We start from the raw sequence: 13,297 nt of genomic DNA on the forward strand, positions 1-13,297 counted from the left end.
CAGGTCGCCGAACCCAGGCTGCGCGACCGCAAGCTTGTCGACATCTTCCGCATCAATGGCCGCCGGGAGCGCGAGCAGGCCGTCAGGCACGGCTATTTCCGCCGGCTCGATGGGATTGCCGCCTATACGGTGGACTTCGCCCGGTCCGAACAACGCAACGATGTGCTCAACAGCCTCGACGGGCTCATCGGCGACGAGATCGAGGTCATCGAAGACTTCGCCCTCGGGCTTCCGCCGACCCTGCCGCCCGACGAACTGACGTTGTCGTCGGACCACCGCCAAGACGGCCGCTGGCCGGAGGCCTCGGGCATCGCGGCTGCCCACGGGGATGGCGTGCGCGGCGCCAACATCGCGTTCGGCATGCTCGATACCGGCATCGATGCCGATCATTGTGAGTTCAACAGCCGGACGGTCAATTTCCGCTATCTCCCGCTGCGTTTCGAACAGCCGCACCGGGACGTTCGCGGCTTCGACGTCAGCGGTCACGGCACGCATGTGGCCGGCAATTCGGCATAGCGCCCGATGTCAACCTGCATGTCGGGTCCGTCATCGAGAGCGAGACGATGCTGACCAGCGCTGCAAGGGTCCTGAGGGGTCTCAACTGGCTGATCCAGACGTTCGACAGCGACGACATGCGCGGCAAGCCGCGGATCATCAACCTGTCGCTCGGCTTCGACCGGGAACTTGTCCATCAGGAACTGCGTCGGGATGTCGACGCTCGGTTCAAGAAACATATCGAGGGCATGCGCCTCATCCTCAATCAGGCCTCGGTCACCGGCGAGGCCATGATCTTCGCAGCCATCGGCAATGGCGGGGCCGGCCGGGCGGGCTATCCGGCACTGTTCGAATCGGTGTTCGGGATCGGTGCCGTTGACTTCGACGGCAAGGTTGCTGGCTTTTCGGGCAGCAATTTCGTCAAGCCCGGCCAGAAGGGACCCGAAGGCCTTCCGGCACGCGAAAAGCCGGATTTCTTCGGCTACGGGCACGCCGTTCGCTCATGCCTCCATCGCGATTGCGACGGTGGCTCCCACTATGAGACCCTTTCGGGCTCGAGCATGGCATCGCCCTATGCGGGCGCGATCGCGGCGCTCTATCTTTCGCGCCAGCCGAACCTGACAGCCGACGAACTGCGCGACGTTCTCAGCCAGAGCGGCCTGCCGGTCGACGGGCATGGAGGCCGGCTGGTCCGCTACGATCCGGCAATTGCGGCGAGCCTCTGACGATTGCACCTTATGGTCGCCAGAAATATCCCCTACAAGCATGTCGAGAAACCACTTGTTCAGGCTCGACGTGCCAAGCTCGGTCGTCGACAATCCTGAGCCTGCCGAACGGGGCGACAGCAACCGGAGGGCATGCTAAATGAGCCTGCTTCCGGCTATTCCCGAGAGGAGTTGCCTTCCATGGCCGCTACCGAACACGCGACGGTCATCTTCCGCGATCGGACACCTTCGGAGGCCCCCGGAATGTCCCGCGTCCAGGCCGGACGCCAGCTCACCGAGCGGCACAAGGACAAGCTGGTCGCCTGGGTGCGCCACCATGGCCGGGCGGCTGACCTGAACGTCGGCGAAGCAACCGCGCTCGGAGCGGTCGAGGTGCGCGCTTCGGCCGATCTGCTGCGCGAGATCGAGCGGCTGCCGGACGTCGAGATGGTGCTGCGCGAATAGGTGTCCGGCCATCGGCCCGGCGCCTACTCCATCACCGCCGCCTTCAGGATGCAGACCATGATCGCGTGGGCGGTCTCGTCGCTGGCATTGCGGATCACGTGCCGGCCGTCGCAGCGGTAGCGCACGCTTTCGCCGGACCTGACCGTCTCGCTGCGCTCGCCGACCTCGACCTCCAGCGCGCCCGACAGCACGGACAGGCTCTCGATCGAGCCGCGCTGGTGGCCCTCGCTTTCCAGCACCCCGCCGGGATCGCACTGGAAATCATACCATTGCAGCCATTCCACCGTCTTGATCCAGCCGATGATCGACAGGCGGCAGCGCCCGTCGTCGGAGACCAGCAGCGGCGTATCGGCCTTCGACAGCTTTTCGAGGAAGGGCTCCTCGGTGCCGGTGGCCAGCACCCGTTCGATCGACACGTCGAGCGCCTGGGAGAGCCGCCAGATGGTGGCCAGCGTCGGATTGGTCTCGTTGCGCTCGATCTGGCTGATGATCGACTTGGCGACGCCGGACTGTTCGGAAAGCTCCGACAACGACAGGTTGTAGGCCTTGCGCAGCCGCTGCACCGTCTTGCCGAGATTGCCCGACAAGGCGTGAACCCCCGCATCGAATTCGTGCTTTTTCGGGTCGCGGTCGGCCATGGGCGTCAGGACGTCTCGTGCGTTGTTCCGAACGATCGTTCGTCGAAACGACCATAGGCACCGGCCCCCTGCGGTGCAAGGTCGGGCGGCCTGCCTACACCTCCCGGGCACCCAGCGCCGCGTGCAGCGACACCCGCGTCCAGGGCGACAGGCGCGCCTGATAGGTGCCATAGCTCGCCAGAACCCTGGCGGCCATGGGGCTGCGCGTGCCGAGATCACGCATCAGGTCAGCGGCATGGCGGCGCGCCAGCGTGACCAGTCCGGCCGGAAAGCCGCGCAGCTTGACGCCGTGAACCCCGACCATCTGGGCCAGCGCCTCCATGTTCAGCTTCTCGATCTCGGCCAGCGCGATCACCTGCTCGGCCTGCGAGGCGGCGTCGATGATGCCCTTCAGATCGGCCGGCAGGCCGTCCCACAGCGCCTTGTTGACGATGAGCTCGCTCGATCCGTTCGGCTTGTTGAAGCCGGGCGCGTAATAGAACGGCGCCGCCCGCCACAGGCCAAGCTGGATATCGGAGCCCGGCGAGGTGAATTCGGCGGCATCGATGGCGCCCCGCTCCAGTGCCGGATAGATGTCCGCCGGCGGGATGGCGAGCGCCGTCGCGCCCATGCGCTGGAACAGCTCCGCACCCAGCCCGACCATGCGGATCGTCAGGCCCTTCACATCCTCGGCGGAGGCGATCTCCCGGCGGAACCAGCCACCCATCGAGACACCCGTATTGCCGCCGAGCAGCGGCTTGAACCCGAACCGGGCCGCCGTCTCGTCCCACAGCGCCTGGCCCCCGCCGCTATAGATCCACGAGCCATGCTCCGGCGGCGTGAAGCCGAACGGCACGGAGGTGAAGAAGGCGAAGGCCGGGTCGCGCCCGATGGCGAAGAACGAGGCGGTATGGCCCAGTTCCACCGTGGCATTGCCCACCGCATCGTGGACGGAGAAGGCCGGCACGATCTCGCCGGCGGCGAAGACCTGCACCACGATGCGGCCGCCCGACAAGAGGCGGATGCGATCGGCGAGGCGCTGGGCCGAGAAGGCGGGGCCGGGAAGGTTGCGCGGCCAGGACGTCACCATGCGCCAGCGCAGCGGCGTCTGCGCCCGTGCCACGGACGGGCTGGCGATGAGGCCGGCGGCAGCGGCTGCCAGTGCCGCGCGGCGGTGGGGGCGGAAGCGGACGGGCACGGTCATGGCATCACCAGAAGGCGTGGAAATGATGGGTTGGCCCGTGGCCGGCGCCGATGGACAGCCGGTCGGAGGCGGCGATGGCCGCCGTCACATAGTCCTTGGCCTCGCTCACCGCCTGCCCGAGCGGGAAGCCCTTGGCGAGGCCCGCCGCGATAGCCGAGGACAGGGTGCAGCCGGTGCCATGGGTGTTGCGCGTGGCAATGCGGCGCGCCTCCAGCCGCACCTTTCCCTCCGGCGTCACCAGAAGGTCGGTGCTCGTCTCGCCCGTGCCGTGGCCGCCCTTGACCAGCACGGCCTTCGCGCCGCGGGCGATCAGCGCCTGGCCCTGGGCGAGCATGTCGTCCTCCGTGCCGGACACCGGCTGATCGAGCAGCGCTGCGGCCTCCAGAAGGTTCGGCGTGACGATGCTGGCGCGCGGGATGAGCAGTCGCCGCAGCGCCAAGACAGCATCGGGATTGAGCAGGCGGTCGCCGGAGGTCGCCACCATGACCGGGTCCAGCACCACATGGCGGACGCCGTGGCGGTCGAGCCCCTGCGCCACCGCCTCAATGACGGCGGCCTGCGACAGCATGCCGATCTTCACCGCGCCGACCTTCAGGTCGGAAAAGACCGAATCCATCTGCTCCGCGATGAAGGCCGGCGGCACGTCGTGGATCGCCTGAACGCCGCGCGTGTTCTGCGCGGTCAGCGCGGTGATGACGCTGGCGCCATAGACGCCGAGCGCGGAAAAGGTCTTGAGGTCCGCCTGGATGCCGGCCCCTCCTCCCGAATCCGAGCCGGCAATGGTGACGGCAATGGCTGTCATGACCGCTTCTCCCGCAAGTCGGGGCCGAGCCGGGCCCGCGTGGCAAGTTCGAGCGCGTCGACACCGTGGAGCGCGTCGAGATAGGCGGCGGCGAAGGTGCCCGGCCCGCGCGCCTCCTCTGCTGCCGCCTCTCCGGCGATACCGAGGGCCAGCAGCGCGGCGGCGACGCTTTCGGCCGCCTCCCCGCCGCAGGTCAGGAACGCCGTGGTGATGGCCGCGCCCGCGCAGCCCATGGCGGTGACTTTCGCCATCAGGGGATGGCCGTTGGCCACCGACAGCCCGCGCGTGCCGTCGGTGACGTGATCGCTCTCGCCCGTCTGCGCCACCACCGCGCCGAGCCGGCGGGCCAGCGCGTCGATGGCCTCGCCTTCGGCCAGAGCCGCGATCTCGGCGGCATTGCCGCGGATGGCGGCTGGGCCAAGGCCCGCAAGCTCGCGCGCGAAGGCGGCGCGCGCCGGCGAGCGATCGATGAAGACCGGGTCGAGCAGCCAGGGAATGCCCTTGTCCTCTGCCGCTGCGATGGCGATGCGGATCGCCCCGCGCCGGTCGGCCTCCAGCGTGCCGAGATTGACCAGCAGCCCGTCGGCGCCGGCGACGAAGGCGCCGATCTCGTCGGCTGCGGTGGTCATCGACGGCACCGCGCCGATGGCCAGCAGGGCATTGGCGGTGAAGGTCTGCGCCACCGTATTGGTGACCACATGGATGCGCGGACGGCGAGCGCGGATAAGGCCAAGCCGGTCGGCGGCGATGCGGGCGAGTTTGGCGGGCATCACATGCCCCTGTCAGGCGCCGGAGCGCTCATCTCGGTTTCCTCCGCCGGCATGACCCGGATCAGGTGCGACGGGTTGGCTCAAAGCCTCTCAGCCCGCAATGGGCACCCCGACGAGATGGGAGAAGACCTAGGCCAGCGCGGGCCGCTGCGCAAGGCCGCCGGGCCGGCTCAGGGACCGGGTCATGGCTCCCGTGCAGCGATCGGACCCTTTGGGGATGACGAAAAGCGCCTTTGATGGCAGGAAGGAGCCAGCGCAGTTGCGAGGCCCGCCATGATCCCGTTCTTCGTCCAGATCAAGTGCCAGCTCGGCAAGGCCTATCACGTGGCCGCCGCGCTCGCCGACCGCGAGATCGCCTCGGAAATCTATTCGACCGCCGGCAATTTCGACCTGCTGGTCAAGTTCTATGTCGAGCAGGGCACCGATATCGGCCATTTCGTCAACGAGAAGGTGCAGACGATCCCGGGCATCCAGGACACCCACACGATCATCACCTTCAAGGCGTTCTGAGCCGCCGGGGCCGCCGCGCCCCCGCTTGCGCGCCCTGTCCCCGTCCCGCTAGGTCGGGGTGGCCGGCCTGAACAGGCGGCCGCTCCCCCGACAAATGAACAGCGAGACGGACCTTCGCATGGACAGCCTGACCCCCACTTTGAACGCATGGTCGCCGAGGATGCTTTCCATCCTGCGGATCATGTTCGCCCTCGTCCTGTTGCAATACCCGCTGACCAAGCTCTTCGGCTTCCCCGGCACCATGAACCCGCCCTTCCTGTCCCTGTCCTGGATCGCGGGCGCCATCGAACTGGTGACGGGAGCGCTGATTCTGATCGGATTTCTGACGCGCCCGGCGGCCTTCCTGCTGGCCGGCACCATGGCGGCCGCCTATTTCATCGGCCATGCCGGCGGGAACTTCTTCCCCATGCTCAATCGCGGCGATCTCGCCATCATGTTCTGCTTCGTGTCGCTCTACCTGGTCTTCGCAGGCCCCGGCCCGTGGAGCGTCGACGCGCAGCGTTCGTCCAATCCCTGACGCCGGCCGCGTTCCGGCCGGAGCAACGCGAATCGCTCCGGCGGTTCGCGCCGCGCCGGAACCGGTTCCCTACAGGCAACCACCTGGCCTGTCGGGCTTTTCAGGACACGTTCGCGTGTCCTGAACTCACGCCTGCGTGACCCTGCCGGCGCCCGTTGCGGCCGGTTCATGACCGCGGCGGACGCCGGCCGGCCCGCTGCGGCAGGCTCTTCAGATAGGCCGCCATGGCGGCTCGGTCGGCGTCAGGCAGTTGGGACGTGTTGCGGATGACCGCCGCCATCGTGCCGCCGGTGGAATCGCCCGTCGGGGTCAGGCCGTCCGAGAGGAAGGCGGCGATGTCGCCGGCCTCCCACTCGGCGAGCCCGTCGCGGTGCGGGGTGATGTTCGGCACCCAGCCCCGGCCATCCGGATTGGGCCCGCCGGCATAGCGCCGGTCGGCGGCGATGGCGCCGGTCCAGTCGCGTGTCGAATGACACTCGGCGCAGTGCCCTGGCCCCTCGACCAGATAGGCGCCGCGGTTCCATTCGGCGCTGCGCGCAGGGTCCGGCCGGAACGGCTGGCCGTCGAGGAAGGCGAGCTTCCACAGGCCGAGCCCGCGCCGGACATTGAAGGGAAATCCGACATCATGCGGCCGGTTGGCCGTCTCGTCGGCCGGCAGCGTCTTCAGATAGGCGAACAGGTCGCGGATGTCGGGCACGGTCATCCGCTGGTACGAGGTGTAGGGAAAGGCCGGGTAGTAATGGTCGCCGGCGGGCGACGTCCCCTTGACCATGGCTGTGACGAAGTCGGCTTCCGTCCAGCGCCCGATGCCCCGCTCGGCATGCGGCGAGATGTTCGGCGCATAGAAGGTGCCGAAGGGCGAGCGCAGCCCATGCCCGCCGCCGAGACGGGTGCGGTCCGTCAGCCCCTCGGTGACATGGCAGGATGCGCAGCCCGACGCGAAGAAGACGATCCGCCCGTTCTCGGCATTCGGCGTATGGCTGCCGAGCGCGGCGGCGTCGATCCGGTCAGGTCGCGTCAGCCACCAGAAGGCCGCACCACCCACCAGGGCGAGAACGATGGACACCGTGATGAGCCGCCGCATCATGGCCCGCCCCCTGTCGTGCTGGAATGATGGGAAGCGCGGGCCAGGGCCCGCGCCTCACGTTCGCGGTCGCAGATCAGCTCTGGGGCCGGCGATAGGTCTCGTGGCAGGAGCCGCAATTGCGGGTGACGGCGCCGAAGGCAGCGCGGAACGTGTCCAGGTCGGTCACCTTGGCGCCCTCCGTCCGCGCGTCCTGCCCCCATTTGGCAATCCGGGCCTCGAAGTCTGCCTTGTTCGCCCAGATCGCCGGCAGCGCCGCCGTCTCGCCGCCCGTCTGGCTGTTGTCCGGGAACAGGCTGCCATAGCGGCCGGCCGCCTCCGCATAGGTTGCGAAGATCCGCTGGGCCTGCGCCAGATCGAACGGCGCCTGCCCGCGCGCCATGCGCGCACCAAGGCCGGTCTGCTGGCCGACAGCCTTCATGGCCTCCTTGCGCTGGGCAATGGGGTCGCCCCCCTGCGCGGTAACGGCGGCAATGCCGAGCGCGAGAATGGCGGCGGCGATGGCGATGCGCTTCATGAGTGACACCCTGGTTTCCCGTCTGGAATGAAAGCCGGAAGACCGGCTGGAATCATTCCACACTGACCTCGGCGACTTTTCACAGTCACGGATGCGTTATCGCCAGCCCGGCTTGCAGAAAGGCAATCGGCCAATTGCAGCGGCGCACGCGCCGCTCACGCAGCCTTTGCCTTCTTCGCCTCCTGGATCGTCTGCCAGACGAGCGCCGGCGTCGCCGGCATGTCGATCTCGCGGATGCCGTAGGCGCGCCAGAGCGCATCCACCATCGCGTTCATCACCGAGGGACAGGCGCCGATCGTGCCGGCCTCCCCCGCGCCCTTGATGCCCAGCAGATTGGTCACGCAGGGCACGTTGCGCGTCTCGAAGTGGAAGTTCGGGATGTGGTCGGCCCGCGGCATGGCGTAGTCCATGAACGAGGCGGTGATCAGCTGGCCGCTCTCCTTGTCATAGACCGTGCGCTCCAGCAGCGCCTGGCCGATGCCCTGCACGATCCCGCCATGGACCTGGCCCGCCAGCATGATCGGGTTGATGGTCACGCCGAAATCGTCGACCACCGTATAGGCGACGATCTCGGTTGCGCCCGTTTCGGGATCGATCTCCACCTCGCAGATATGCGTGCCATTCGGGAAGGTCGGCTCCGGCGGACGCCAGGTGCCGTGGCTCTTCAGCTTGTCCTCGGCGCCGGGGAGCGAGGCGATCTTCTCGTAGGAAATCGCCTTGTCGGTGCCGACCACGCGCACCGTGCCGTCGCGGATCTCCACGTCGCCGACGCCGACCTCCATCTCGGAGGCCGCCATGTCCCGGATGATGTCGGCCAGCGCCCGCGCGCCGACATCCACCGCCGCCCCGCCAACGGGCAGCGAGCGCGAGCCGCCGGTGCCGGTGCCGGTCGGGATCAGGGCGGTGTCACCCTGGATGACGTTGATCTTCTCGACCGGAATGTCGAGATGCTGGGAGGCGAGCTGGGCATAGGCGGTCTTGTGGCCCTGCCCGTTCGACTGGGTGCCGATCTTGATGGTGACGGTCCCGTCCTTCTCGAGACTCATCCAGGCATTCTCGGGCGCGCCGCCGCCGCAGGCCTCGATATAGGTAGCCATGCCGATGCCGCGGATCCTGCCGGCCTTCTTCGCCGCCTTGAGCCGGTCCTTGAACGTGTCCCAGCCGGCCACCTCCATTGCGCGGGTCATATGGCCATCGAACTCGCCCGAATCATAGGTGCGCCCGACCGGCGTCTTCCACGGGAACTGGTCCGGCTGGATGAAGTTGCGCCGGCGCACCTCGGCCGGCGTCGAGCCGGTCTCGATGGCAATGCGGTCCATCAGGCGCTCGATCAGATAGGCCGCCTCCGGCCGGCCGGCGCCGCGATAGGCGTCCACCGGAACGGTGTTGGTGTAGGCATATTTCAGGTGCACATACATGGCCGGGAAGGCATAGACGCCGGCCAGCATGAGCGCGCCGACATAGGGGATGAAGGTCGCGTACTGGGACAGATAGGCGCCCATGTCGGCCACCGTCTCGACCTTCACCGCCAGCACCTTGCCGCGCCGGTCGAGCGCGGCGGTCGCGGTCGAGACATTGTCGCGCCCCTGGCTGCAATTGACGAAATGGTCGGAGCGGTCCTGCACCCAGGCCACCGGCTTCTTCAGCTTGCGGGCCGCCACGAGGCACAGCGGATATTCGCGGAACATGAAGGTCTTGGTGCCGAAGCCGCCGCCGACATCGGGGGTGATGACGCGGATCTTCTCCTTCGGCACGTTGAGGATCTTGGTCGCCAGCGTGTTCTGGATGCCGTGCGAGCCCTGGCTGCCGAGGGTGAGCGTGTAGCTCTTCTCCTTCGCATCATATTCGGCGAGGCATCCGCGGGTCTCCATGTAGTTGGTGACCAGCCGGTTGTTGACGATGGTGACGGCGACCGTGCGATGGGCCTTGGCGAAGGCCTTCTCGGTGGCGGCCTCGTCGCCGAGTTCCACCTCGCCGGCGAGGTTGCCCGGCACCTCGGCCCAGACCTCGGCGGCGCCGGGCTTCAGCGCATCCACCGCGTCGATGATCGGCGCGCGCGAGGTGTAGTCGACCTCGATCGCCTCGGCCGCGTCGCGCGCGCGCTCGATCGTGTCGGCCACCACGAAGGCGATGCCGTCGCCGACATGGCGCACCGTCTTCGAGCAGAGCACCTCCCACGGCGGGTTGAGGATCGTCTTGCCGCCCTTGGTCGGGACCTGGCTGAGGCAGGGCAGATTGCCGATGCCCTCAAGGTCGGCTGCGGTGAACACCGCCTTCACGCCCTTCATGGCGCGGGCGGCCGAGACCTCCCTGATGACGAAATCGGCGAAGGCAAAGGGCGAGCGCAGCACATAGCCCACCAGCGCGCCGGAAGGCACGAGATCGGCCACGAACCGGCCCTCGCCCTTCAGCAGCGGCGCGTCCTCGATGCGGGTCAAGGCCTGGCCCATTCCGAACTTCATCGGCGTCATGTCGGGTGCTCCTGAGAAGGGCTCTAGAATGGAGCGCCGGCCCGGTCGGGGCAAGCCAGCCGAACCGCAAGGCCACCATGCCGGTGCTCCGGGGCCTCACGGCAGACGGAGACCCCATCATGGGGTTTGGCGCCCTTGGCGGCAGAGGCCCTCAACGCCTGCCGCCGGATTCGGCTTCTCCGGGGTCCAGACCCGGGCGGAACCTGTCCCGTGACGGCCGGGTTTGCCTGACATGCGCCGGACGTCGATAGTCCGCAGCCCCGCATGCAGGAGGCCGATGCCCATGGAGCAGGACAAGCCGACACCGCCATCCACCCCGCCGACGATCCTTCTCGGCCTCGGCCTGTGGTTCATCTCGCTGGTCTGGTGGTTCTTCTATTATGCGCAATATGGCGGCGCCTTCGGCCTGATCGGCCTCAAGCTGGCCTGCATCGCCTGGCCGACGACCGAATGCCTGTTCTTCCAGCAGCAGATCCGGGGGCCACTGCCGCGCTACATCCCGGCCTTCTGGTATGCCGGCATGCTCGCCTTCGCCGCCGGCCTCTGGCAGATCTGGCGCGACCGGCAGAAATAGCGGCCGGCAGAAAGAATGCCCGGAAGGCCGCCTCAGCCGCGCGCAGCCGCCACTCTCAGCGCATGCACCTCGGTCGGGCGACCGGCAAGGCAGCGCATGGCGATGTCGAGGCTGGCAAGGCCATCTGCCCCGCCCACCTGCGGCGCCCGTCCGGTGCGCACGGCATCCACGAACGCGATCAGCTCGGCACGCAGCGGCTCCTGATAGCCGACCGACAGATGGCGCATCGAATAGCTGCCATCGGGCTTGTAGTCGAAATATTCCGTCACTTGCCGCGTGATCAGGTCCGCAACGACATATTTGCCGCGGGTGGCCACCTGCACCGTCCGCGCCTTGAATGGCGTCAGCCAGTTGGTGTTGATGTGGGCGAGCACGCCGGAACGGGTGCGGAACTGCAGCAGCGCGATGTCCTCGCGGGCGGCGTGGATCGAATTGGTCTGCGGCTGGATGTCCTCGATCTCGGACCCGGTGAACCAGCGGATCAGGTCGATGTCATGCACGGCCAGGTCGATCACCACGCCAATATCGGACATGCGCGGCGGAAACGGGCCGACGCGGGTGATCTGGATCGACAGGATCTCCTCGCCCTCCAGCGCCTGCTTGATCGACTGGACCGCCGGGTTGAACCGCTCGACATGACCGACCATCAGCACGCGCCCGGCGCGGCCGGCGGCATCGATGATGCGCCGCCCCTCCTCCACCGACTGGGCGATGGGCTTTTCCACCAGCACATGCTGGCCCTGCGCGATGGCGGCCAGCGCCAGCGGCGTATGCAGCTGGGTGGGCGCGGCGATCGTCACCGCATCGAGCCCGGCCGCCATCATCGCCTCGAGGCTCTGGTAGCCGGGGCAGCCGAGGCGCGAGGTCACGAACTCCACCTGCGCGAGATCGGGATCGGCGACGCCGGCCAGCACGACGCCGGGCAGTTCCGCCAGAACCCTCGCATGGTTCTTGCCCATCACGCCGAGGCCGACGACGCCGACGCGAAGGGGAGAGGCCGCGGGCTGGATGAGGGACATGATGATCGGTCTCGATGGCGGAGGCGATTCGCGCCGGAGCGGCACGCGCCTCAGGCGCGGAGGTATACGACCCGCAGCGCCCCCAGGGCAATTCGACGCCGATCACGATGGATGAACGGACATGACGAGGGGCGGCCCGGCAGGACCGCCCCTCGCTGGTTTCGACATCGCTTGGATCAGTTGCAGACCGTCACGCGGCGGATCACGCCATAGACCGGATCGAAGCGGCGGATGACGGTGCAGGCCGGCAGGACCGCGCCGACGCCGATCACGCCGATATGCACGTGGCGGCGGTGCCAGCCCATCGGACGGTGGCCATGCCAGCCGCCGGGACGCGCCCAGAGCGGACGGATGTTCGGGCGGAAGCCGTGGCGGAAGCCGCCATGGCGGAACGCTCCGCCGTGAAAGCCGCCGCCATGGAAGCCGCCGCCGCGGAACCCGCGGGCTTCGGCATCGGTGGAGGCGAAGGACACGGAGCCGGCGAGCGCAAGGGCGGCGACGGCAAGCACTTTGGTGGTGAGGCTGGTCATGGCAGGTCTCCTCGGGGTTGGTCGGAAGCACCTCGCTTCCTGATGGGGAGACATTGCCCGCACCCGGCCCTGGCCGATGTGACCGGCATCACGGAAATCGCGATTGGCAAACGGGGCCGCAGGATCGCCCCGTTCATGCCCAATTCACATTCCGAGCCTTGGGCAGGCGATGCCGCGTTGGACACCCGCCTCCCCCTCCCCTAAACAACCGCCGGAACATCCGGGAGGAACAAGCATGCCGGTCCTGGCCGATCTGAAGGTCAAGCTCTACACCGACGGGGCGGAGAAAGCCTCCATCGTCGAGATGGCGAAGAAGCCGTGGATTCAGGGCTTCACCACCAACCCCTCGCTGCTGAAGCGCGCCGGCGTCTCCGACTACGCGGCCTATGCGAAGGACCTCGTAGCGGCGGTTCCGGATCATCACATCTCGTTCGAGGTGTTCTCCGACGACCTCAGGGAGATGGAGGCGCAGGCGCGCGTCATCGCCACCTGGGGGAAGAACGTCTATGTCAAGCTGCCGGTGACCAACTCGCAGGGCGTACCGCTCTACGATCTCATCCACACGCTCTCCCGCGAGGGCGTGAAGATCAATTTCACCGCCCTCTACACCGAGGCGCAGGTCAAGGCCTCCGTCGACGCGCTGCGCGGCGGGGCGCCTTCCATCATTTCGGTGTTCGCCGGCCGGCTCGGCGATGCCGGGCACGACTATATCCCGGTCATGACCTATGCCGTCGGCCTTGCCCGCGGCACCGAGACGATCGAGGTGATCTGGGCCTCCACCCGCGAGGTGTGGAACGTCATCGAGGCCGACCGGATCGGCTGCCACATCATCACCGCGCCGGCCGACATCCTGAAGAAGCTGGAGGGTCTCGGCCGCGCGCCCGAGGACATCTCGCTCGACACGGTCAAGGGCTTCGTCGCCGATGCGAAGGCCGCCGGGCTGACGCTGGACGCCTGACCCCGCACATCCGACCGCCGAATGGCGGGTCTTGAGCCGGCCCCGGCCGGGCCACAGACT

Annotated in this window: 14 protein-coding genes, 1 pseudogene and 1 riboswitch; of the genes and pseudogenes, 6 read left to right on the forward strand and 9 right to left on the reverse strand. The window is 67.9% G+C overall.

Features of this window, described 5'->3' with window-relative positions; translation table 11 throughout:
* Window positions 1-360 precede the first annotated feature (360 nt).
* Both ACTIFS_RS20105 and ACTIFS_RS20110 read left to right on the forward strand, forming a co-directional pair.
* Window positions 361-1,220: pseudogene (locus ACTIFS_RS20105) on the forward strand (S8 family peptidase).
* A gap of 243 nt (window positions 1,221-1,463) precedes the next feature.
* Window positions 1,464-1,664, forward strand: a complete 201-nt coding sequence (locus ACTIFS_RS20110; protein ID WP_439575909.1) for a hypothetical protein — start codon at window positions 1,464-1,466, stop codon at window positions 1,662-1,664.
* 23 nt (window positions 1,665-1,687) lie between these two features.
* Here ACTIFS_RS20110 and ACTIFS_RS20115 read toward each other — a convergent pair whose 3' ends face one another.
* From ACTIFS_RS20115 to ACTIFS_RS20130, 4 genes are all read right to left on the reverse strand, one after another.
* On the reverse strand, window positions 1,688-2,302 hold the full coding sequence (locus tag ACTIFS_RS20115; RefSeq protein WP_439575910.1) for a helix-turn-helix domain-containing protein: 615 nt from the start codon (window positions 2,300-2,302) through the stop codon (window positions 1,688-1,690).
* A gap of 94 nt (window positions 2,303-2,396) precedes the next feature.
* Complete coding sequence (locus tag ACTIFS_RS20120) at window positions 2,397-3,485, reverse strand: TRAP transporter substrate-binding protein (RefSeq protein WP_439575911.1); 1,089 nt, start codon at window positions 3,483-3,485, stop codon at window positions 2,397-2,399.
* 4 nt (window positions 3,486-3,489) lie between these two features.
* On the reverse strand, window positions 3,490-4,287 hold the full coding sequence (thiD, locus tag ACTIFS_RS20125; RefSeq protein ID WP_439575912.1) for a bifunctional hydroxymethylpyrimidine kinase/phosphomethylpyrimidine kinase: 798 nt from the start codon (window positions 4,285-4,287) through the stop codon (window positions 3,490-3,492).
* On the reverse strand, window positions 4,284-5,057 hold the full coding sequence (locus ACTIFS_RS20130; RefSeq protein ID WP_439575913.1) for a hydroxyethylthiazole kinase: 774 nt from the start codon (window positions 5,055-5,057) through the stop codon (window positions 4,284-4,286). The genes thiD and ACTIFS_RS20130 overlap by 4 nt, the downstream gene beginning before the upstream one ends.
* Window positions 5,058-5,077: 20 nt before the next feature.
* Window positions 5,078-5,179: riboswitch (TPP riboswitch) on the reverse strand.
* 151 nt (window positions 5,180-5,330) lie between these two features.
* Here ACTIFS_RS20130 and ACTIFS_RS20135 point away from each other — a divergent pair.
* Window positions 5,331-5,567: an Lrp/AsnC ligand binding domain-containing protein gene (locus ACTIFS_RS20135; protein ID WP_439575914.1), complete on the forward strand. Its 237-nt coding sequence runs from the start codon at window positions 5,331-5,333 to the stop codon at window positions 5,565-5,567.
* Between the two features lie 160 nt (window positions 5,568-5,727).
* Window positions 5,728-6,084, forward strand: coding sequence for a DoxX family protein (locus ACTIFS_RS20140; RefSeq protein WP_439575915.1), 357 nt, complete (start codon window positions 5,728-5,730; stop codon window positions 6,082-6,084).
* Between the two features lie 166 nt (window positions 6,085-6,250).
* On the opposite strand, the gene ACTIFS_RS20145 is transcribed toward ACTIFS_RS20140, so the two are convergent.
* The 3 genes from ACTIFS_RS20145 to ACTIFS_RS20155 all read right to left on the reverse strand — a co-directional run bounded on the left by ACTIFS_RS20145 (window position 6,251) and on the right by ACTIFS_RS20155 (window position 10,156).
* Window positions 6,251-7,171: a c-type cytochrome gene (locus ACTIFS_RS20145; RefSeq protein WP_439575916.1), complete on the reverse strand. Its 921-nt coding sequence runs from the start codon at window positions 7,169-7,171 to the stop codon at window positions 6,251-6,253.
* 73 nt (window positions 7,172-7,244) lie between these two features.
* Entirely contained in the window at window positions 7,245-7,685 is a 441-nt protein-coding gene (locus tag ACTIFS_RS20150) for a c-type cytochrome (protein WP_439575945.1), read from the reverse strand.
* A 155-nt stretch (window positions 7,686-7,840) separates the two neighbouring features.
* Window positions 7,841-10,156, reverse strand: coding sequence for a xanthine dehydrogenase family protein molybdopterin-binding subunit (locus ACTIFS_RS20155; protein ID WP_439575917.1), 2,316 nt, complete (start codon window positions 10,154-10,156; stop codon window positions 7,841-7,843).
* 283 nt (window positions 10,157-10,439) lie between these two features.
* Here ACTIFS_RS20155 and ACTIFS_RS20160 point away from each other — a divergent pair, with 283 nt between their 5' ends.
* Window positions 10,440-10,730, forward strand: a complete 291-nt coding sequence (locus ACTIFS_RS20160) for a hypothetical protein (RefSeq protein WP_439575918.1) — start codon at window positions 10,440-10,442, stop codon at window positions 10,728-10,730.
* A 32-nt stretch (window positions 10,731-10,762) separates the two neighbouring features.
* Here ACTIFS_RS20160 and ACTIFS_RS20165 read toward each other — a convergent pair whose 3' ends face one another.
* Window positions 10,763-11,749 (reverse strand): Gfo/Idh/MocA family oxidoreductase, encoded by a 987-nt coding sequence (locus ACTIFS_RS20165; protein WP_439575919.1) that lies wholly within the window; start codon window positions 11,747-11,749, stop codon window positions 10,763-10,765.
* A 176-nt stretch (window positions 11,750-11,925) separates the two neighbouring features.
* Complete coding sequence (locus ACTIFS_RS20170; RefSeq protein ID WP_439575920.1) at window positions 11,926-12,279, reverse strand: hypothetical protein; 354 nt, start codon at window positions 12,277-12,279, stop codon at window positions 11,926-11,928.
* A gap of 235 nt (window positions 12,280-12,514) precedes the next feature.
* On the opposite strand from ACTIFS_RS20170, the gene ACTIFS_RS20175 reads away from it, so the two are divergent.
* Complete coding sequence (locus ACTIFS_RS20175; RefSeq protein WP_439575921.1) at window positions 12,515-13,237, forward strand: transaldolase; 723 nt, start codon at window positions 12,515-12,517, stop codon at window positions 13,235-13,237.
* Window positions 13,238-13,297 lie beyond the last annotated feature (60 nt).

The organism is Phreatobacter sp., from assembly GCF_051860605.1.
GTDB lineage: Bacteria > Pseudomonadota > Alphaproteobacteria > Rhizobiales > Phreatobacteraceae > Phreatobacter.